Raw genomic sequence first — 19,844 nt, 5'->3', positions numbered from 1 at the left:
CGCCGGCCGGTCTTTCACAGCGGCGCTCCGCGCCGACGGCCGGCCAGCGTCAGGCTGAGCAGGCTGCCGATGCCGGACAGGGCGATGACCCAGCCCATGGGACCGGGCGTTCCGTCCGCGAAGGCGCCGGCCACGGCCGAGCCGATCATCCCGCTGCCATATTGGATCGCTCCGACGAGCGCCGAGACGGCACCGGCGCGGGTCGGGAAGCTGGACAGCGCGCCGGCGATCGCGTTGGCGACGATGAAGCCGTTCATGGCGCCGAACACGATCAGCGACGCCGCGAGGCCGAAAAGCCCACCCCAATCGGTGGTGCTAACCAGCGCGACGACACCCCCGGTCAGCGCCGCGCCGATGGTGCCGAGCCGCAGCAGCCGATCGCTGCCGAACCTCGTCACCAGCCGCGAGTTCACGACATTCGCAATCATGAGGCCGATCGTGCCGGCCGCGAACAGGGCGCCGTAGAGCTGCGGCGAGAGCTTGTAGTAGCCGATATAGGCGAAGGGCGTGCCGGCCACGGAGGCGAAGATGCCGGCATAGTAGAAGCCGCAGGCGCCGGCATATCCCAGCAGACGCCGGTCGCCGAGCAAGGGCCCATATCCGGCGACCGCGCGCCTCAGCGGCGTGGTGTCGCGGCGCTCGGGCGGCAGCGTTTCCGGGAGGGTGAACAGGCTCGCGAACGTCGTGAGACCGATGGCGACCAGCGTCCAGAAGATGGCCTGCCACGGCGCGACCCTGAGGATCTGCCCGCCCAGGCTCGGCCCCAGCAGCGGAGCGATCGCCATGACCGTCATGAGGATGGAGAGCATCCTGGCCGCACGATCCCGGTCATAGAGGTCGCGCACCATCGCGCGGGCGAGCACGACCCCGGCGCTGGCGCCCAGCGCCTGGACCACGCGCCATCCGATCAATTGCGGGGCGCTCGTCGCAAGGGCGCAGCCCGCCGCGCCGACGACGAACACCAGCAGGCCGACGGCAACCGGTCCGCGCCGGCCGTAGCGGTCGCCGATCGGCCCCCAGAACAGCTGGCCGGCGCCGAAGCCGATGAGATAGCTCGAGATGGTCAGCTCCAGCAGGCTCTGGCCCGCGCCGAGGGCGATGCCCATGCCCGGCAGCGCGGGCAGATAGAGGTCGGTCGAAATCGACGCGAACGCGAGCAGCGTGCCGAGAACCGCAAGGAGCCTGAGGCCATGCCGCAGCGGCCGCGGCTCCGGCCTCGCGCCGCTCGATGCGACGGCCTCGCCGGCCGGCGCGCCCGCTTGCAAGGACGGCCCGATGGCAGGGGTGGCTCTGGCATTGGTCACGGCGGGAACACCCCTCTGGCCGGCTCAGCGGCCGGACAGTTTCATGAGATCGTCGGGATAGCGGGCACCTTGGATCTCGATGCCCGTCGCTTCTGCCTCGATCTCGTTCAGATCGTCGCTCGTCAGCACGAGGGACAGAGACCCGAGGTTCTCATCCAGGCGTTCGAGCCTGCGCGTGCCGAAGAGCGGCACGATCCAGGGCTTCTGCGCCATCAGCCAGGCCAGCGCGACCTGCGCCGGGGTGGCGCCATGCCGCTCGCCGACAGTGCGGATGAGAGTGACCAGCCTCCGGTTGGCCTCGCGGGCTTCGGGCTCGAAGCGTGGAATCCTGCTGCGAAAATCGTTGCTGGCGAATGTGGTGGCCTCGTCGATCGTGCCGGTCAGGAACCCCTTGCCCAACGGACTGAAGGGAACGAAGCCGATGCCGAGTTCCTCAAGGACCGGGATGATCTCCGTCTCCGGCTCGCGGGTCCACAGCGAGTACTCGCTTTGCAGCGCGGCGACAGGCTGGACCGCGTGGGCGCGGCGGATCGACTGGGCGCCGGCCTCCGACAGGCCGAAATACCGGACCTTGCCCTGCCGGATCAGGTCCTGCACGGCGCCCGCGACATCCTCCATCGGCACGTCCGGATCGACGCGATGCTGATAGAGCAGATCGATATGGTCGGTCCTCAGACGCTTCAGGCTGCCCTCGACGGCGGCACGGACATGATCCGGCTTGCTGTTGAGCCCGCCCTTGGGCACTCCCGTGACGAGATCGATGTCCCAGCCGAACTTGGTCGCGATCGTCACCTGATCACGCAGCGTCGCCAGGGCCTCGCCCACCATCTCCTCGTTGCTGAACGGACCATAGACTTCGGCCGTATCGAAGAAGTCGATGCCGCGCTCGACCGCCTGGCGGATGAGCGCGATCATCTCGTCCCGGTCCTCGATCTCGCGCGACTTGCCATAGCCCATGCAGCCCAGCGAGAGCGCCGAGACCTCGAGGCCGCCTTGTCCGAGTTTCCGCGTCAGCATGCTCGTTCTCCTCCGGTGTGCGGCCCGGTCCGCGGGCCCGCCGATCAGGCGGCGGCGCCGCGCGGCGTGATCCTGATCGTCGCGGCACGGGCGCGGGCGCCGATCATCGGGCCGAGATAGGGGCTGCGGGCGTACTTGGCCCGATAGGCATCGTCGACGCGGTCGTTGATCGGCCCGTCGACCGGCTCGAAGGCGACCTCCCTGGTCATGCCGGCGGCGGTGATCCGCCCCGCCTTCTGCCGCACCGCGGCCTGGTACCAGCGAGAGGCCTGCCCGTTATAGCCCCGCACATAGAGGGAGCCGTCGACCGCGACGGACCAGATCCAGGTCGGGGTGCCATAGGTGAACCCATCCTCGCGAAATGGCGAGATGTGCAGATCATCGGCCCCAGCGATCCTGCCCAAGTCTTCCTTCGACCACGTCATCGTCGTTTCACCCGCCATACTGCTCGTCCGTCACCATCTCCATCCAATCGACGACCTTGCCGTCGAGCCTTTCCTGGATGGCGATATGGGTCATGGCCGTGGTCGGCGAGGCACCGTGCCAGTGCTTCTCGCCCGGCGGGAACCAGACCACGTCGCCCGGCCTGATCGGCTCGATCGGGCCGCCCTCGCGCTGCACCCGGCCGCAGCCGGCCGTGACGATCAGGGTCTGTCCCAGCGGATGGGCATGCCAGGCGGTACGGGCACCGGGCTCGAACGTGACGCTCGCGCCGGAGACGCGCGCCGGATCGTCCGCCTGGAACAGCGGATCGATCCGGACGGTGCCGGTAAACCAGCCGGCCGGCCCTTGGCCGGACGGCTGCGAGCCGTTTCTCTTGATGTCCATGGAGCTCGCCTCGCTTGGAGCGGCGCCGACGTGTCGCAACCGCTTTCCCCGTCTTGACCGCTCCTATGTAGCGCACGCGGGCGCTCCGCATTAGGCGGCAGAATGCGCAAGGAGTTATGAATGAGGCTCATGAGTTGCCGAAGGCTGGGTCAGCGGAGCGACGCCGTTGACCCATTTTTTGCAGATGGCCCGCGACGGTCGACGACCGCAGGAGGGCGTTGCACCCGTGGCAAATCTTGCAGTTTGCGATCCACCGTTGGAATATGTGCGATCATATGAACGAGATTCATGAATGCCGCGCGTGAACACCAATGACCTCGCCGCCTTCCTCGTCGTCGCCAAAGAGCAGAGCTTCACCAGGGCGGCAGCGAAGCTCGGGGTCTCCCAGTCGGCACTGAGCCACACCATTCGCCAGCTCGAGACAAGGCTCGGTCTTCGGCTGCTGACCCGCACGACGCGGAGCGTCTCCCCGACGGAGGCGGGCCAGCGCCTCCTGCAAAATGTGGGTCCGCGGTTCGAGGAGATCGAGGCGGAGCTCGCCGCCCTCAGCGAGCTTCGGGAGAAGCCTGCCGGCACCATCCGCATCACGGCAACCGACTATGCGATCAACAGCATCCTCTGGCCCAGGCTCGAAAAGCTCCTGCCGCACTATCCCGATATCAAGCTCGAGCTCATCATCGACTACGGCCTGTCCGATATTGTCGCTGAGCGCTACGACGCCGGCGTGCGTCTCGGCGAACAGGTCGCGAAGGATATGATCTCGGTACGGATCGGGCCCGACATTCGTTTCGTGGTCGTCGGCGCGCCCTCCTATTTCGCCCGGCACGCACCACCGGGAAATCCGCAAGATCTCACCGGCCATGCCTGCATCAATCTGCGCCTGCCCACCCATGGTGGGCTCTACGTCTGGGAACTCGAAAAGGACGGCCAGGAACTGAAGGCGCGTGTGGAAGGCCAGCTCGTCTTCAACAGCATCTTCCAAGTCCTCGATGCGGCGATCGCCGGCTTCGGCCTCGCCCATCTGCCGGAGGACCTGGCTCAGCCCCATCTCGCCGAAGGCCGCCTTCAACGCGTGCTCGACGACTGGTGCCCGCTCTGGTCGGGACACCACCTCTACTATACGAGCCGCAGCCAGTTCTCGCCGGCGTTCGCCCTGCTTGTCGACGCATTGCGCTACCGGGGGTAGGACGCGTGGAGACGGCGCCGTCCTGGATGTGGTCGGCGCATACCAAATCCGAGCGCAATGGCATTGTTCGACAGATCATCGTCACGCTCGTGAGCGAAACGACGGAATTTCCAAGAACGACCAGGGAAGCGTCGATCGAGCACCTCCCGGCATCGCATCAAGGATCGACGTTTGAATGCCGGAATGCCACTCGCCTTCATTGAAATTGTATTACCGTAAGAATATAGGATTCCATATTTATTCTAATTTGATTCTATTCCTTCTATATATCGAAGAACTATCTCTCCAGAACTGAGAATATGCTGCTCTATTGCTCTCATCAAACCCTCCCGATTCTTCGACTCACATAGCGCGAGTATCTCCTTATGCTCCTCTTGCGTCACCGCTGGAAACACCCTGTCGCCCCATGCAAGTATCCAATATCTGCTTAAATTATTGCGGGCTCTGTTGACTTGATCGAGAAAGAAGGGTCGATTGGCGCGAACGTAAATCGCGCTATGAAAATCAGTTGCGAGTTGTAGACGCTGAGCCGGATCATCCGTCTTGTCTAACGTCTCTACAATAAGTCGAGCACGCTGAATGTCAGACGTGGTGAGGTGATCAACCGCCCAGGCCGCCAATCGAGGCTCGATCACCGCTCGAAATTCCGTCAATTCACGCGCGACCACGCTCGACAGGTTCGAGACACAACAGCCCCGGTTATGGTGCAGGACCGCCAGCCCCTCCGCGACCAGCAGTTTGAGAGCCTCGCGTACTGGCGTGTGACTGACACCAAAATCCGCCGCTATCTCGTCCTGCTTCAGGGGCGCGCCCGGCGAGATCTCGCCGCGACAAATGGAGTTGCGTAGGGCGTCGGCGATCATCTTGGTGCTGCCGACTGGTTGGGGTTTCGCTGCAGGGGCCATTGGCATTCCATCGAATCCTATTTGACATATTATATGCAATCTGATTATGTGCCGCGCAAGGGTGAGCGGAGAGAAAACTCCTCAAAGATTGCATATAATATGCAGATGTGGTTGGCGGTGACATCCACGCGCCTCTCGACGCCATCGAATTGACGTGGCGATGAGGACGTCGCCTGCGACCGCTCGGGTACCCCACGCGACAGGCTATGCGCTGCGCTCCCAGGAGACGCAGCGCCTTCTCCTCGAAGCGAGTCGCATGGCCCGAAATATCGGCCGTCTGCAGAACTTGACGCAGCACGCACCGCGCCGCGCGGGGCTCTTTGTAGGCTCATGGGAACAAGGGCACGAGAATGCTTCAACTGAAAAATATCGAGCTCTCGTACGGGAGTTCCCGGATTCTATGCGGCGTCAGCCTCTCCGTGGCGCGCGGTGATGTCGTGTCGATCATAGGTCCCAGCGGCACCGGCAAGACCACGCTTCTGAAGTGCATCAACTATCTCGCAAAGCCGACTTCGGGAACGATCCAGTTTGATCAGATCCAGATGGATTATCGGAGAGCAGACACGACCAACATCCAAGCGATTCGGCTCCGAACAGCAATGGTATTTCAGCAATTCAACGTATTCAAAAATATGACTGTCATTCAGAATGTGATGGATCCACTGATCGTCGTACAACAGAAATCCATCTCGGAGGCGCGCGAGATTGCAGCGCGCGAGATCGAGCGGGTCGGCCTGTCGGACAAGAAGGACCACTACCCTTCCCAACTCTCCGGGGGACAGCTGCAGCGCACTGGAATAGCCAGGGCGCTGGCCGTCCGACCGGACCTGATGCTCTTTGACGAACCGACATCCTCGCTGGACCCGGAGCTGGTCCGTGAGGTGCTCGGCGTGATCAAGGACGTCACTTCCTCGGGCATTACGTCGCTCCTGGTCACCCATGAAATGCAGTTCGCGAAGAGCGTCTCGAACCGCATCGTCTTCATGGACCGGGGCATCGTCGCGGCCGAGGGAAGCCCCGCCGAAATCTTCGAGGCGCCCTCCAACCCGCGCCTCACGCAGTTCCTGAAGAACGAACGTTCATTCCAGTAGCGAGAGGAGCTAAACGCATGTCAAACTTGGCAAATGCAGTTCGCCGCATCGGCGTCGCCGTCTTTGGCGGCGTTATCGCCAGCGTTGCCGCCGTGGCGTCATGTCATGCCCAGACAGAGGTTCGTGTCATAAAGATTGCGACCTGTGGGGAGTGCAAGCCGCTGGCGTGGGGCGCGCTTGGCGACGATCCACAAGGATACGAGCCCGATATGCTCAGGGCCGTCAATGCAAAACTTCCACAATACAAATTCGAGATGACAGGACTTCCAGACGAAGCACAGCAGACTGGTCTCAGCACCGGAAAATATGACATGTCGGTGGGCGGTTATTTGAAGACGCCCGAGAGAGCAGCGCAGTTTATGATTCCCGATAGTGTTATTGGCGCCTCTCTGATGAAAATTTGGCATCGCAAAGAAGACAATATTAGTGAGATTAAAGATCTTGTCGGTAAACGGCTTTCACCGAACGATGCCGGTGGCGGAACTTACAGGTTTCTCATGGATTGGCAAGCGGCCCACTCCCAATACAAACTGGACGTCTCCGCAACGAATGCGGGCATTCCCGTCCCATATCGTCTGGAGGCAATCGCCAAGGGCAAGTACGATGCCTGGGTCTATCCATCGTACGTAGGTCAGCAGACCATTATCGACGATCAGAAGCTGGATGTCGTGGGATCCGAACCTGTCCTTGTGGCGAATACTTACGTTCTCATCAGTCACAGATTGGGAAATGATGTATTAGCCAAGGACGTGGACAAAGCCCTCAAGGAACTTAGAGACGACGGAACCATGGCCAAACTCTCGATGAAATGGTTCAGTGAAGATATAACAAAGTATATTCAATAACAGTCGCTCGTGACCGTGTCCGTTTGTGCAGCCCGCTTGAGCGCCGGCCATCGAAGAGGGAGTTTCCGAAGTGGATCTTTTTGGAACGCTTAGAGAGCTTGCAACAGCCTTCCCGTTGACCCTTGCGATCATGTTTGTGGCCATGATCATCGGCTTTTGTGTAGCTCTTCTGGCAACGACACTTCGGATCTGGCGAGTGCCGCTGGTTAGCCAGCTCGCCGATCTCTTCGTATCCTACGGCCGTAGCGTTCCTGTCGTGCTGCAGTTGTTCGTTGCATTCTACGGTCTTCCCCTAGTGTTCGTTCCGCTCGGCTTCCAAGACTTCGTAGATGCAACGATCGCCTCTATGGTGGCACTCAGTCTTTATCATGGAGCGTATCTGTCAGAAGTGCTGCGTCCAGCCTATCTCGCTGTAGACCGTGGGCAACACGAGGCAGCGGACAGCTTCGGATACACCTTCTCACAGAAGCTTAAACGGGTAATTGCTCCTCAAGCGACTCATATTGCCCTGCCGGGATATGGGAACGCCCTGACATATCTGACCCATAACGTGGCTCTGGTCATGTACATAGGCGCTGCGGACATAATGGCGACCGCCCATCTCGTGATGGAGCGAGTCCACAACGAGTATCAAATTGAGACCTATATGGTCCTGGCCGTCATCTACTCATTGATGTGCCTTGTGGTCTGGCTGATCGTGCATGCGTTCGAAGTGCGATCGCCGATGTATGTACCCGGCGAACGCAGGATTAAACACGCGCGCTTTGCAGGCGCATCATAAAGTCGGAGGGACTTAAGTGGTCAATGTCGACGTGATGATTCAGGATCTGTGGTCCATCCTTGGCATCGTGCCAAAGACCCTCGCGATGATGCTGCTGATTTTTGTTCTCGCCGTTCTAATTGGTGGCGTATTCGCGATAATCGAGCACAAGAAGGTTCTTGTGTTGCATGAGATCATAGCGGCATACCGAGTGGTTTTCAAAGGGCCGCCACTGATCATAATCGTCTTCCTGGCATACTTCGCCTTTCCGCCAGTGCTTCAGTTCGCAACTTCCCTTGTTGGCGTTCAGTTCGATGCCTACTGGACACCGAATTGGGTGACGCTCGTTGTCGCCTTGACTCTTTACTACTCCGCGTTTGAGGCAGAAATCATCAAGGGCGCCTTGAATTCCTTCGATAAGGGGCAGGCCGATGCTGCATTCTCGCTGGGATATACCGATCGCCAAATGTTTCGGCGCATCATGTTCCCCCAGGTTGTCGTGACGGCGATACCAGACCTTACGACATCGACATTGGTGATTATGAAAGGATTGTCTCTTGGATTTGCGATCGAGGTTGTTGAAATATTTGCGCAGGCGCAACTCGACGCTGCATTGAACTATTATTACCTGGAAGCGTTCCTGGCCGCGACGGTAACCTATATGATTATTGCCTACATCATCACCAAGATTTCGGACAGAGCGGAAGCGATGCTGAGGTTAAGGAGCTGATCTCGATTTCAGGGCTGCGTCTGGCTCCGGCTCAATTGAGACACGGTCGAGATCAGCTCCAAGCATAGTTCTGGGAGCCGGAGGGGATGCTGCGAGGGCCGTTTTCGTCGATGCCAACGATACGCTGGCTGCTGTAACGCAGCGTCTGCTGAGAGGAACCCATCCTCGCGCTGCAATCAAGCGCGAGCCTGCAATCATGCCGGCTGAGCCGCCCGCAATCATCGGAGACGCCAAGGTGATCGTCAGTGACCGCACCTTCCGCCACTTGAAATCGCACTCTCCCGCAGGGCGCTGGCCGGTGTCGTTTTCCTTGGTGCTGGACCCCAAAGCGGCATGGATGTCGATGCGCTGGCGAAACATGGAGTCACGGTCCACACCGAGGGGCCAAGGCGACACGGCGGCAGCCGAATGCGCCATTGCGCTGATGTGGATGGCCGCCCAAGGGGTCTGCGGCATCTAGAGAACGTTCGGCATCAAGAGGCAAGGGCTATCTTCAATGATTATATATAATATGCAAAACACCTCGACACGTGCACTGCTGGTCTGCCGGTGATGCTTTCATCGACCTTGTCGCAAGCTTCCATCGGTCGGAGCCTCGCAGACATCGAGACGCCATGTCTCGTCCTGGAGACTCGACGCCTCGCTCGCAACGTGTCGCGGCTGAAGACCCATCTCGAACCGTTTGCTGTCAGGCTTCGGCCGCACCTCAAGACCGCGAAGAGCGCCGAGGTTGCGCGCCTTGTCACGGATGGCCAGGCCGGGCCACTGACGGTCTCAACGCTTAGAGAGGCCGAGTATTTTCTCGAGCATGGCTTCTCCGATCTGCTTTATGCCGTTGGGATCGCACCGAACAAGTTGGAGCACGTATTCGACTTGCGGCGACGTGGAGCCGAGTTGTCGATCGTGCTCGACAACATCGACATGGCCGGTCTGGTCGCAGCGCAGTGTGCCGAAAGGCGCGACCGGCTGCCGGTCCTGATCGAAATCGACGTCGACGATCATCGATCCGGCATCAAGCCCCAGGACCCTATCCTTGCGCAAGTCGGGCGCACGCTTCACGAAGGAGGCGCGATGCTTGCCGGCGTCATGGCACATGCCGGCAGCTCCTATTTCTCGAAGGGAGCAGTGGCCTTCGAGGACATGGCCGAGCAGGAGCGATCGGGCGCCGTCGCAGCAGCGGAGGCGCTGCGGGGTGCCGGCCTGCCTTGTCCTGAAGTCAGCGTGGGATCCACGCCGACGGCGCTTTTTTCCCGTGATCTTGCCGGCGTTACAGAAGTACGTGCCGGGGTCTTCATGTTCTTCGATCTCGTCATGGTGGGCATCGGCGCCTGCTCACTCGACGATATCGCGATTTCCGTTCTTGCGAGCGTCGTCGGCCACCAGCCCGACAAGGGCTGGATTTTGATTGACGCAGGCTGGATGGCCATGTCGCGCGACCGCGGCACGGCACGGCTTTCCGTCGATCAGGGATATGGCGTCGTCTGCGATCTCGGGTGCAATCCAATCCCCGACTTGATCGTGATCGATGCCAATCAGGAGCACGGCATTATCGCCCACCGTTCCGGCACCGGCCCTCTACCGGACCTTCCGATCGGCACGATGGTCCGCATCCTTCCCAATCATGCCTGCGCCACGGCCGCGCAGCATGACCGGTACCAAGTCATGAACGATGGTTCGATCGTGTCCGCGATCTGGCCTCGCATCTACGGATGGTGAATCAATGTCCACCCTACTGGCCGCTATCAACACCGCTTCTGCCCCGAAGCCCTTCGGTCACTACGTGCAGGCCATGAATGCCGGCGGGCTCGTCTTTGTTTCGGGTCAGCTTCCCGCGCGTCTGGACGGGACATCCCTGGCCGACATGCCGTTCGAGGCTCAGGCCCGCCAGTCACTCGCCAACCTCCTGGCGATCGTCGAAGGAGCAGGACTCCGCCACGATCGTATCGCGAAGGTGACGGCTTACCTGGTCGGCGTCGAGCATTGGACCGCCTTCAACGCGATCTACGCCGAAGCTTTTGGCGAACATCGCCCGGCACGGTCCGTCGTGCCGGTGCCTGCACTGCACCACGGCTACCTGATCGAGCTCGAGGCCATCGCTGTGAGCTGAAGGTTACGCCAGCCATCTCGTTGTCAGTGAACAGCAAACAGGTTTTCAATCGATGAGTCATGAAGCGCGCCAAACACGGTTACGACCGACGCTCATATCCTTAGATGTGTTCGGCACGTTGATCAGCGTTCGGGAAAGCTCCTACAGCGCATTCGAGCACATTCTTGCCGATATCGGCGCGCATCGCGTCGACGTGAAAGCATTCTGGGAACACTGGGAACACCGAAATATCATCCATTATTGGGAGCCGTATCGAACGTATCGCGAGATTTGCGAGCTTTCGCTCAAGGAAACGTTCATACATTTCGGTCTCACCGGCGAGGGGCGCTTGATCAACCACTATTTCGATGCGTTTCCTCGTTTCTTTCTCTACGACGATGTCGTCCGTACGCTCGACCGACTGTCTCGCCGCCACAGGCTGGCGGTGGTATCCAACATCGATGACGATCTGCTGGCGCTGACGCCGCTGCGGCGGACCTTTGATCTGGTATGCACGGCACAGCGAGCCGGAGGCTACAAGCCCGATGGAACTCTGTTTCGTTATCTGATCGAACGTGCCGGGTGTAGCAAGAGCGAGATTCTTCACGCTGGACAATCGCAATTCACCGATCTGGTTGGTGGCAAGCCCCTTGGATTGACGATTGCCTGGATCAACCGTCGTCAGATCGCGCTCGACCCGTCGGTCCCACGTCCGGACTTCGTGTTTCCAGACATCCAAACCCTGGCTCGCATTATCGAAGCTTGAAATCCATACACGGGAAAAATGATGTAATATTTGTCGATATAAACTCTCTATTGATAGTTTCCATCCGAGCTTTTCTGCCAGCATTGGCGTAGGGGCAGGCTGCTGACACCTGCAGTAGAATCCGCTCAGGTTGCATCGTATCCGGCAGCGGCGGAGTAATTCCCGCGCTCGGCCGGGGTGATGAGGTCGACGAGGCGGCCGATTACGCTCCAGAGGCCGTCGACGGTGCGCTCGGCGGCCTTTCGCAGGAGCGCCTTGAGTTTGGCGAAGGCGCTCTCGATGGGGCCGAAGTCCGTTGGCCGCAGGAAGCGAAGGACGGCGTCGGCCGCCTGGATGAGCCGGCGCACTCGCAGCCCCGTGTGGCTGGACAGATTGTCCGTGATGACGATGCGCCTGGGCTCGGAGACGAGGACCTTCTCGACATGGGTCTCGAAGGCGAGCCGATTGATCGGGCCGTCGAGCACGAGGAGGATCATGCCGCGCGCGGACAACCCGGCAACGAAGGTGGCGGTTGCCAAAGCAATCGCGCTCGTCGACGACCGACCGGAGGGAGTGAAGACGTCAATCTGCCACACCCCTTTTTTGTGCTCGGCACGCAGGCTTTCGGAATCGGAGGTTCCAGCATTCAGGCGCACCGACTAGCTTGCGCGTGAGAACAAGGAACCGGCATTGATGAGCATCTCGAGGATCTTCGCAAATTTCGTCGCCGTGGTTGGCGGCACCATGGTCGCCATCCGGCACGCCAAGGACGGTGCGCTGCCCCCGGCCTGGGGCGAGGCACCGAAAATCCCCGTGGCCCGGCCGCAAGGGAGCGTGCCGACCCTCAAGATGCCGACGGCGCGGGGCTGGAAGCCGGGCGAAGCGCCGGTGGCTGCGCCGGGGCTCAAGGTCAATGCCTTCGCCGCGGGCCTTCAGCATCCGCGCTGGATCGAGGTCCTGCCGAGCGGCGACGTCCTGGTGGCCGAAGCGCTCGGCCAGGCCGGCGCGGTCAGGACGATCTTCGACTATGCGATGCTGACGACGATGCGGCGTGCCGCGGCGGTCGGCGTCAGCCCGAACCGCATCACCCTGCTGCGCGACAAGGACGGCGACGGCACGGCGGAGATCGCCGAGCCCTTCCTGGAAAAGCTCAACCAGCCCTTCGGCATGGCCCTCGTCGGCGAGACCTTCTATGTCGGCAACACCGACGGCCTCCTGGCCTTTCCCTACTCCGCCGGCACGGGACGCGTGACCGGGCCGGGCCGCAAGCTCGCCACGTTCAAGCCGGGCGGACACTGGACGCGCAGCATCCTGCCGAGCCGCGACGGCTCCAAGCTCTATGTCGGCGTCGGCTCGCTCAGCAATATCGGCGAGAGCGGCATGGAGGCGGAGGTCGGACGGGCGGCCGTCTATGAGGTCGACCCGGTCGCCGGCACCAGCCGGATCTTCGCGTCCGGCCTGCGCAATGCGGTCGGCCTCGCCTGGGAGCCGCAGACCGGCGCGCTCTGGACGGTGGTGAACGAGCGCGACGGCCTCGGCGACGAGACGCCGCCGGACTATCTCACCTCGGTGGTCGATGGCGGCTTCTATGGCTGGCCCTATTGCTACTGGGGACAGACGGTCGACGATCGCGTGCCGCAGGACAGGGACGCCGTCGCCAGGGCGCTGACGCCGGACTATGCGCTCGGCGGCCACACCGCCTCGCTGGGCCTGTGCTGGCACCCGGCCGGGACCCTGCCGGGCTATCCCGACGGCATGGTGATCGGCCAGCACGGCTCGTGGAACCGCAGCAAGCTCAGCGGCTACAAGGTCGTCTTCGTGCCCTTCGAGAACGGACGGCCGTCCGGCCCGCCGCGCGACATCCTGACCGGGTTCCTGGCACCGGACGAGCGCCATTCCTATGGCCGTCCCGTCGGCGTCGCCATCGCCCGCGACGGCGCGCTGCTGGTTGCCGACGACGTCGGCGACGTGATCTGGCGCGTCAAGGGGGCGTGAGCCCCTGCCGGCCGGCGTCGCAGGCGCGCTTCGCAATGCTTTGGCGTCGAACCTGTTCCTGCGATGGTCACGATGTTGTGCCTTGCAGCCGAAGGAGACTCGGCCACGCTGACCCGAGCCTCCGTCTCGACGGCGGCTGATCATAGGGAAGAGCGCATGACCAAGACCTGGCTCATCACCGGCTGCTCGACGGGGTTCGGCAGGATCCTGGCGCGTGCCGCGCTGGAGCGCGGCGACCACGTGGTCGCGACGGCGCGCGATCCGTCGACGCTCGCCGATCTTGCGCAGCGTTTTCCCCGGACGGCACGGGCGGTCGCCCTCGACGTGACGGCAGCGGGCGCTGCCGACGCGGCCGTCGCCGAAGCCGAGCGGGCCTTCGGCAGGCTCGACGTGCTCGTCAACAATGCCGGCTTCGGCTTCATCGGTGCCCTGGAGGAGGCGACGGCGGAGGAGTACCGGCCGGTCTTCGAGACCAATGTGTTCGGCCTGATCGAAACGACGCGCGCCGCCCTGCCGGCGCTCCGCAGGAACGGCAGCGGCCGCATCGTCAATATCTCATCGGGCGCGGGCGTGGTCGGGGCGGCCGGCTTCGGCATCTACAACGCGACCAAGTTCGCCGTCGAGGGGCTGTCGGAAGCCCTGGCGCACGAGGTCGGGCCGCTCGGGATCGCCGTCATCATCGTCGAGCCCGGCCCCTTCCGCACCGACTTCCTCGGCCGCTCCATCGCCGCTGCCCGGACGGTGCTGCCCGCCTATGAGAAGACGGTCGGGGTCAGGGCCTATCGCGACAGCAACGACGGCAAGCAGGTCGGAGACCCGGAAAAGGCCGTCGCCGTCATCCTCCGGGCGGTCGACAGCGACAAGCCGCCGCTGCACCTGCCGCTCGGCACGCGCGCCTATGCGATCATCAGGGCCAAGCTCGACGCCTTCTCCCGCGACATGGACACGTGGGAGGAGGTCGCCAAGGCGACCGACTTCTCCTGAAGGCCCGGGCCGCTGCCCCCGCCCCGCGTCACGGAGGCACCTGAGCCCCGTGATCCAGCCCCGTCTCCCAATAAGGCGGATGTCCGAACACGCGGCGCAGATGCTCGGCGAGGGCCCTCAGCTTGGCGGGCGGTGTGCGGCCTTCGGCATGGGCCATGTAGATGAACTCCGCGTCCGGCCTGCAGCCGACGTCGATCTCGACCAGCAGGCCGTCGCGCAGGGCCGGGGCGGCGATGAAGGCCGGAAGAAGGGCGATGCCGAGCCCGGCGATCGCCGCATCGCGCATCATGTCGCCGTTGTTGATGCCGAGCGCGAACTGGGCGCTCGCCGTGATCGTCGATCCCACCTCGCCGCGGAAGCGCCAGTCGGCCACGCCGCGATTGCTGTAGAAGATGCCGCGGTGGCGCTCGAGCTCCGCGAGGCTCGTGGGCGTTCCGTGCCGGTCGAGATAGCCCGGCGCGGCCGCCAGCAGGCGCCGGCTCGGGGCCAGCCTCCAGACGATCAGGCGCGTGTCCTCGATCGCGCCGTGGCGGATCACGGCGTCGAATCCGGACGAGGAGACGTCGGCGCGCCGGTCGTCGAGGTCGAGCGTCAGCTCGAGGCCGGGATGCTCGGCCAGGAAGGGATAGAGGGCCGGGCCGAGGTGGAGGCGGCCGAAGGTGACGGGTGCGCTGATCCGCAGCGGCCCGACGATGAGGCCGCGCCGTGCCGCCATGTCGGCCGAGGCGCCCTCCATCTCGCCGAGGATGCGGCGAGCCCGCTCGAGGAAGGCCGCGCCGTCCTCGGTCAGGCTGAGGCGCCGCGTCGAGCGGCGCAGCAGCGTGCCGCCGAGCGTGCGCTCGAGCTCGATCAGGCGTTCGCTGACGACGGATTTCGCCAGCCGCAGACGGCGCGCCGCCTCGCTGATCGAGCCGCCCTCCACCACGGCCACGAAGGCGAGGACGCCGTCCGTCCGGATCATTGTCCGCTCCTGCCGAAAAGCAGTTCCGAGATTTGAAGACTACGCCGGACGAAGCCCGGCGGCCATCTTCGCTCGCATCACGCCGCGTCGGCGGCAGAGGATGGGAGAGAAGAGATGGACCGTCTGCCCGGGAAAGTGGCCATCGTCACCGGCGCGAGCGCCGGCATCGGCCGCGTCACTGCCAAGCTGTTCGCGTCCGAGGGTGCCGGCGTGGTGGTGGGCGCGCGCCGCCGCGGCGAGCTCGATGCGCTCGTCGCCGAGATCGAGGCGGCGGGCGGCAAGGCCGCGGCCGTCGCCGGGGATGTCCGCGAGGAAGCCTATCACCAGGCGCTGGTCGCGACGGCCATCGAGCGCTGGGGGAAGCTCGACATCGCCTTCAACAATGCCGGCACCCTGGGCGAGGCCGGCCCGAGCGACGGCGTGTCGGCCGCCGGATTCAGCGATGCGCTCGCGGTCAACCTGACCGCAGCCTTCCTCGGCGCCAAGCACCAGGCGCCCGCCATCATCGCGGCCGGCGGCGGGTCGATCATCTTCACCTCGACCTTCGTCGGCTACAGCTTCGCCTTTTCGGGGGTTGCCGCCTATGCCGCGAGCAAGGCCGGGCTGATCGGTCTCACCCAGGCGCTCGCCGCCGAGTACGGGCCGAGGAACCTGCGCGTCAATGCGGTGCTCCCCGGCGCGGTCGATACCGACATGTATCGCGACATGAACGATACGCCGGACAAGCAGGCCTTCGTCACCGGCCTGCATGCCCTGAAGCGGGTTGCGACGCCGGACGAGGTGGCACGCGCGGTGCTGTTCCTGGCCTCCGATGAGGCGAGCTTCATCACCGGCACGGCCTCGCTGGTCGATGGCGGCGCGTCGATCACGCGGACCTGAGCAGGCTCGGGAAAACCTGCTTGGAGCATTTTCCAGCGAACCGGCACCCGGTTCGCGTCAAGACAATGCGTCAAGACAAAAAGATGGAGAGCGCGATCGATTCGACCTGAAGCGATCACGCTCTCGGCCGGCATTCCCTGGTGAGCCGGAGGCGGGGGCGCGAAGCGGGCTGGCAAGCCTGCTTCGCATCCTGGCACGGGCACGCCCTTCTTAGGCTCATGCTATGGTGCCGCTCGACAACCATGCGAACGGCAAGCCAGCGCACATGCACAAGTCGGAGATCGGCGGCATCCTCGTCATGCTCGCTGCCATGGCTGTCTTCATGGTCAATGACAGCTTCCTCAAGCTCGCCGCCCAGGATCTTCCGCCCTTCGCGGCAATCTTCCTGCGCGGGATTTTCGCGAGCATCGGGTGCGCCGCGCTCGTCGTCGTCCGCGGTGACTGGAAAGCCATGTCGGGATCGATCCACCGGCGAACCCTGATCCGGGCCGCCGGGGAAACCGGAAACACGGTCACCTTCATCATCGCCCTTGCGAACATGCCGATTGCCAATGCGGGCGCTCTTCTCCTCACGGCGCCGCTGATGATGGTCCTTGGCGCCGCCCTCGTCTTCCGCGAGCGCATCGGGCCGCTGCACCTCGTTCTCGTATGTCTCGGCTTCGGCGGTGCTCTCCTGGTCGCGCAGCCGGGAACCAGCGGCTTCAACGCGGCTTCCTTGTTCGCTCTCGGCGCCGCCGTCTTCGCCGCGACACGCGATCTCGTCGGGCGAACGGTTCCGACGGCCATCCCCACGACCGTCGTCGTCTTCGCGACGATGCTGATCGTGACGCTGATTGCGGGCCTTCTGTCGGTGACGGTCGAAATCTGGGTGCCGCCGACGAGCAGGCATCTCATCTTTCTGGCGCTCTCCGGCGCAACACTCGTTCTCGGACAGGTCGGCCTGTTTCTCGCCTACCGGATCGGACGGACGGCCACGGTCGCTCCCTTCTTCTACTCCTACCTCCTGTGGGGCGTCGTCTCGGGGCTCGTCGTCTGGCACGAGTTGCCCAATCCGTTGGCGCTCGGCGGCATCGCGCTGATCGTCGCGAGCGGTGTCGCCATCGTCGTGCTCGACCAGCGACGTGGACGCGACGATGTCGTCGTGGCCGATGCGATGTGATCGCGTATGGGCCCGGCGCGCAGGGCGCTCCGCGTCGAGAGGTCGAAGGCGGGCGCCTCCTCCTGCACCAGCGCGCCGCCTGCCGGGTCCGGCGCGGCCGGCCGTCGCAGCGGACACTCGTCGATACGATCGAGCGGGCTCTTCTCCAGCCTTCGCCCTCGCCGTCGCGGTCCCCGGCCAAGTCGGGCGGAGCCTATGGACTCCGGCGGCCCGGGCATGATCTTTGACCACGATGCGTCCCGGCCGCACCAGCCGAACTGGGAGGATCCGATGATGACCCCCGTGACGATCGTGGGCGCAGGCCTCGGCGGCCTCGTCCTCGCGCGTGTCCTGCATGTCCACGGCATCCCAGCGACGATCTACGAGGCCGAGCCCTCGGCGCAAGCCCGGACGCAAGGCGGCCAACTCGACATTCACGAGCATGACGGGCAGGTCGCGCTCGCGGCGGCCGGCCTCACCGACCAGTTCCGCGCGATCATCCACCAAGGCGGCGAGGCCACACGAGTGCTCGACCGATCCGGCGCGGTGGTGTTCGAGGAGCCCGACGACGGCGCGGGCGGGCGGCCCGAAGTGCTTCGGGGCGATCTGCGGCGAATTCTTCTGGCATCCCTGCCCCCGGAGACGATCCGCTGGGGGAAGAAGCTCAGCGAGGTCGCCGCGCTCGGCGACGGCCGCCACGCGCTGACCTTCGCCGACGGGTCGACCCTGGTCAGCCGCCTCCTCATCGGCGCCGATGGTGCCTGGTCGAAGGTCAGGCCGCTGCTCTCCAGGGCGGAGCCCCGCTATATCGGCACGTCGTTCGTCGAGACCTACCTGCACGATGCCGACGCGCGGCACGCCGCGGCAGCCGAAGCGGTCGGCGCCGGCACCCTCTTCGCCCTCGCCCCGGGACAGGGGATTTTCGCCCATCGCGAGGCGGGGAACGTTCTTCATGCCTATGTCGCGCTGAACCGCCCCGCCGCATGGTTCGCCGGTCTCGATTTCAGCGATGCCGCCGCCACGACGGCAAAGGTCGCGGCCGAGTTCACGGGATGGGCACCGGCGCTCATCGCGCTGATCACCGACGGCGAGGCCGCGCCCGTCCTGCGCCCGCTCCACGCCCTCCCGACCGGGCACCAATGGGACCGGGTGCCGGGGGTGACGCTCATCGGGGACGCCGCGCACCTGGCTCCGCCGGCCGGAGAGGGCGCGAACCTCGCGATGCTCGACGGCGCCGAGCTCGGCGCGGCGATCGCTGCGCACCTCGACGACATGGAGGCGGCGCTCTCAGCCTATGAAGCGGCGATGGTCCCGCGCAGCCGGTCGGCCGCCGCCGACGCGCACCAGACCCTGGCGCTCTGCCTCGACGACCGCGCCCCCGCCGGCCTCGTCGACTTCTTCACCGGCGCGCTCGAGAGGCACCGCGAAGGCGCCGCGCACCCCTGACGCACGTGCCGTAGCCGCCGATGACGAGATCGACCTTGTCCTCGTCCATCAGCCGTCCGTAGAGGCCGGGAACGCCTGACGCGTCGGCACGGTCGTCGTAGCAGACGAGCTCGACGGGACGGCCGAGCAGGCCGCCCCGTCTGTCGACGTCTTCTCGCCAGATGTCATGGGCGAGCCGCGCCGACGGGCTGTTGCTCGCGAGCGGACCGGTCAACGACAGGCAATAGCCGATCCGGATTGGCGATGGCGCAGCGGGCATGCCGGGCCTCTTCAGGCGCCGGCCTTGGCGCGCGCGGCCAGGAGCTGCATTTCCCAGGCGAAGGCGACGCCGCTGGCGCCACCATGGTCGAGGACGACGCCGGCGACACCGGCGGCCGTCTCCTCGCGCGCCCAATCACGCTGCCATTCGCCGAGCACGGCCATCCAGGTGATCGGCACGGCGCCGGCGGCGACCATGCGGCGCACGGCCATGTCATGGGCTTCCGGCGAGACGCCGCCCGAAGCGTCGGTGACGATGAAGACGTCATATCCTTCGCCGAGCGCCTGGATCGCCGGCATGGCGAGGCAGATCTCGGTGTAGAGGGCGGCCAGCACGAGCTGCCTGCGTCCGCTCGTCTTCACGATGCCGGTAACTTTCGGGTCTTCCCAGGTGTTGATGAAGGTGCGGTCGATCGGCTTCTGCTCGGGAAAGACATCCTGAAGACCCTTGATCAGAGAGCCGCCGCGCTCCTCGAGCACCGTGGTCAGGATCGTCGGGACGCCGAAGACCTTCGCCGTCTTTGCGAGGCCGATGACGTTGTTGACGATCATCGCCGGCTCGTGGCTGTTCAAATTGGTGAACTGGTAGGGCTGATGGTCGATCAGCACGACAATGCTGTCTTCGGGGCGAAGCAGGGCGCCGAGACCGGTCTTGGCGGGCATGGCAACTCCTTGGGAAACGCAGA

At 64.1% G+C, this 19,844-nt stretch carries 22 protein-coding genes and 1 pseudogene; 14 read left to right on the top strand and 9 right to left on the bottom strand.

Features of this window, described 5'->3' with window-relative positions; all coding sequences use genetic code 11:
* Nucleotides 1-14: 14 nt before the first annotated feature.
* From QO011_RS15250 to QO011_RS15235, 4 genes are read right to left on the bottom strand one after another with little or no spacing between them, the layout of a single operon-like run.
* Nucleotides 15-1,304: a multidrug effflux MFS transporter gene (locus QO011_RS15250; RefSeq protein WP_307273463.1), complete on the bottom strand. Its 1,290-nt coding sequence runs from the start codon at nucleotides 1,302-1,304 to the stop codon at nucleotides 15-17.
* 24 nt (nucleotides 1,305-1,328) lie between these two features.
* Nucleotides 1,329-2,321 carry an aldo/keto reductase gene (locus QO011_RS15245; RefSeq protein WP_307273461.1) on the bottom strand — a complete coding sequence of 331 codons (993 nt, stop codon included), beginning with the start codon at nucleotides 2,319-2,321 and terminating at the stop codon, nucleotides 1,329-1,331.
* Nucleotides 2,322-2,365: 44 nt separating this feature from the next.
* The gene (locus QO011_RS15240; RefSeq protein WP_307273458.1) at nucleotides 2,366-2,746 is read right to left on the bottom strand and encodes a DUF2255 family protein; all 381 of its coding nucleotides are present in this window, start codon (nucleotides 2,744-2,746) and stop codon (nucleotides 2,366-2,368) included.
* A 7-nt stretch (nucleotides 2,747-2,753) separates the two neighbouring features.
* A complete protein-coding gene (locus tag QO011_RS15235) occupies nucleotides 2,754-3,149 on the bottom strand; it encodes a (R)-mandelonitrile lyase (RefSeq protein WP_307273456.1) in 396 nt (131 codons plus the stop codon).
* A gap of 292 nt (nucleotides 3,150-3,441) precedes the next feature.
* Between QO011_RS15235 and QO011_RS15230 the strand changes: the two genes are divergently transcribed.
* Nucleotides 3,442-4,335 (top strand): LysR family transcriptional regulator, encoded by an 894-nt coding sequence (locus tag QO011_RS15230; RefSeq protein ID WP_307273454.1) that lies wholly within the window; start codon nucleotides 3,442-3,444, stop codon nucleotides 4,333-4,335.
* Nucleotides 4,336-4,577: 242 nt separating this feature from the next.
* On the opposite strand, the gene QO011_RS15225 is transcribed toward QO011_RS15230, so the two are convergent.
* Nucleotides 4,578-5,198 carry a GntR family transcriptional regulator gene (locus QO011_RS15225; RefSeq protein ID WP_307273451.1) on the bottom strand — a complete coding sequence of 207 codons (621 nt, stop codon included), beginning with the start codon at nucleotides 5,196-5,198 and terminating at the stop codon, nucleotides 4,578-4,580.
* Between the two features lie 392 nt (nucleotides 5,199-5,590).
* Between QO011_RS15225 and QO011_RS15220 the strand changes: the two genes are divergently transcribed.
* The 8 genes from QO011_RS15220 to QO011_RS15185 all read left to right on the top strand — a co-directional run bounded on the left by QO011_RS15220 (nucleotide 5,591) and on the right by QO011_RS15185 (nucleotide 11,518).
* Nucleotides 5,591-6,331, top strand: a complete 741-nt coding sequence (locus QO011_RS15220; protein ID WP_307273448.1) for an amino acid ABC transporter ATP-binding protein — start codon at nucleotides 5,591-5,593, stop codon at nucleotides 6,329-6,331.
* Between the two features lie 17 nt (nucleotides 6,332-6,348).
* Nucleotides 6,349-7,176: a transporter substrate-binding domain-containing protein gene (locus QO011_RS15215; RefSeq protein WP_307273444.1), complete on the top strand. Its 828-nt coding sequence runs from the start codon at nucleotides 6,349-6,351 to the stop codon at nucleotides 7,174-7,176.
* Between the two features lie 70 nt (nucleotides 7,177-7,246).
* Entirely contained in the window at nucleotides 7,247-7,957 is a 711-nt protein-coding gene (locus QO011_RS15210) for an amino acid ABC transporter permease (protein WP_307273442.1), read from the top strand.
* Between the two features lie 16 nt (nucleotides 7,958-7,973).
* On the top strand, nucleotides 7,974-8,666 hold the full coding sequence (locus tag QO011_RS15205; RefSeq protein ID WP_307273440.1) for an amino acid ABC transporter permease: 693 nt from the start codon (nucleotides 7,974-7,976) through the stop codon (nucleotides 8,664-8,666).
* Nucleotides 8,667-8,862: 196 nt separating this feature from the next.
* Nucleotides 8,863-9,126 (top strand): hypothetical protein, encoded by a 264-nt coding sequence (locus tag QO011_RS15200; RefSeq protein WP_307273437.1) that lies wholly within the window; start codon nucleotides 8,863-8,865, stop codon nucleotides 9,124-9,126.
* Between the two features lie 92 nt (nucleotides 9,127-9,218).
* The gene (locus tag QO011_RS15195; RefSeq protein ID WP_307273434.1) at nucleotides 9,219-10,382 is read left to right on the top strand and encodes a DSD1 family PLP-dependent enzyme; all 1,164 of its coding nucleotides are present in this window, start codon (nucleotides 9,219-9,221) and stop codon (nucleotides 10,380-10,382) included.
* 4 nt (nucleotides 10,383-10,386) lie between these two features.
* Complete coding sequence (locus QO011_RS15190; protein WP_307273431.1) at nucleotides 10,387-10,773, top strand: RidA family protein; 387 nt, start codon at nucleotides 10,387-10,389, stop codon at nucleotides 10,771-10,773.
* A gap of 52 nt (nucleotides 10,774-10,825) precedes the next feature.
* Nucleotides 10,826-11,518: an HAD family hydrolase gene (locus QO011_RS15185; RefSeq protein ID WP_307273428.1), complete on the top strand. Its 693-nt coding sequence runs from the start codon at nucleotides 10,826-10,828 to the stop codon at nucleotides 11,516-11,518.
* 125 nt (nucleotides 11,519-11,643) lie between these two features.
* Here the strand turns inward: QO011_RS15185 and QO011_RS15180 are convergent.
* Nucleotides 11,644-12,030: pseudogene (locus tag QO011_RS15180) on the bottom strand (transposase); the annotation flags it as partial.
* A 160-nt stretch (nucleotides 12,031-12,190) separates the two neighbouring features.
* Between QO011_RS15180 and QO011_RS15175 the strand changes: the two are divergent.
* Together QO011_RS15175 and QO011_RS15170 are read left to right on the top strand one after the other, a co-directional pair.
* On the top strand, nucleotides 12,191-13,492 hold the full coding sequence (locus QO011_RS15175) for a PQQ-dependent sugar dehydrogenase (RefSeq protein ID WP_307273426.1): 1,302 nt from the start codon (nucleotides 12,191-12,193) through the stop codon (nucleotides 13,490-13,492).
* 156 nt (nucleotides 13,493-13,648) lie between these two features.
* On the top strand, nucleotides 13,649-14,476 hold the full coding sequence (locus QO011_RS15170) for an oxidoreductase (RefSeq protein ID WP_307273423.1): 828 nt from the start codon (nucleotides 13,649-13,651) through the stop codon (nucleotides 14,474-14,476).
* Nucleotides 14,477-14,504: 28 nt separating this feature from the next.
* Here the strand turns inward: QO011_RS15170 and QO011_RS15165 are convergent, their stop codons facing one another.
* Complete coding sequence (locus tag QO011_RS15165; protein WP_307273421.1) at nucleotides 14,505-15,437, bottom strand: LysR family transcriptional regulator; 933 nt, start codon at nucleotides 15,435-15,437, stop codon at nucleotides 14,505-14,507.
* A gap of 114 nt (nucleotides 15,438-15,551) precedes the next feature.
* Here QO011_RS15165 and QO011_RS15160 point away from each other — a divergent pair, with 114 nt between their 5' ends.
* The 3 genes from QO011_RS15160 (at nucleotide 15,552) to QO011_RS15150 (ending at nucleotide 18,900) form a co-directional block, all read left to right on the top strand.
* A complete protein-coding gene (locus QO011_RS15160; RefSeq protein WP_307273417.1) occupies nucleotides 15,552-16,316 on the top strand; it encodes an SDR family oxidoreductase in 765 nt (254 codons plus the stop codon).
* Between the two features lie 223 nt (nucleotides 16,317-16,539).
* Entirely contained in the window at nucleotides 16,540-17,475 is a 936-nt protein-coding gene (locus QO011_RS15155; RefSeq protein WP_307273414.1) for a DMT family transporter, read from the top strand.
* 270 nt (nucleotides 17,476-17,745) lie between these two features.
* Complete coding sequence (locus tag QO011_RS15150; protein ID WP_307274201.1) at nucleotides 17,746-18,900, top strand: FAD-dependent oxidoreductase; 1,155 nt, start codon at nucleotides 17,746-17,748, stop codon at nucleotides 18,898-18,900.
* On the opposite strand, the gene QO011_RS15145 is transcribed toward QO011_RS15150, so the two are convergent.
* A complete protein-coding gene (locus tag QO011_RS15145) occupies nucleotides 18,854-19,159 on the bottom strand; it encodes an ABC transporter substrate-binding protein (RefSeq protein ID WP_307273411.1) in 306 nt (101 codons plus the stop codon). The two genes, QO011_RS15150 and QO011_RS15145, sit on opposite strands and share 47 nt — an antisense overlap.
* A gap of 11 nt (nucleotides 19,160-19,170) precedes the next feature.
* Nucleotides 19,171-19,821, bottom strand: a complete 651-nt coding sequence (locus QO011_RS15140; RefSeq protein ID WP_307273408.1) for a hydrolase — start codon at nucleotides 19,819-19,821, stop codon at nucleotides 19,171-19,173.
* Nucleotides 19,822-19,844 lie beyond the last annotated feature (23 nt).

Origin of the sequence: Labrys wisconsinensis (assembly GCF_030814995.1) — a bacterium.
GTDB lineage: Bacteria > Pseudomonadota > Alphaproteobacteria > Rhizobiales > Labraceae > Labrys > Labrys wisconsinensis.
Note: the sequence above shows the minus strand (reverse complement) of the source record. Positions and strands in the feature narration are given on the sequence as shown.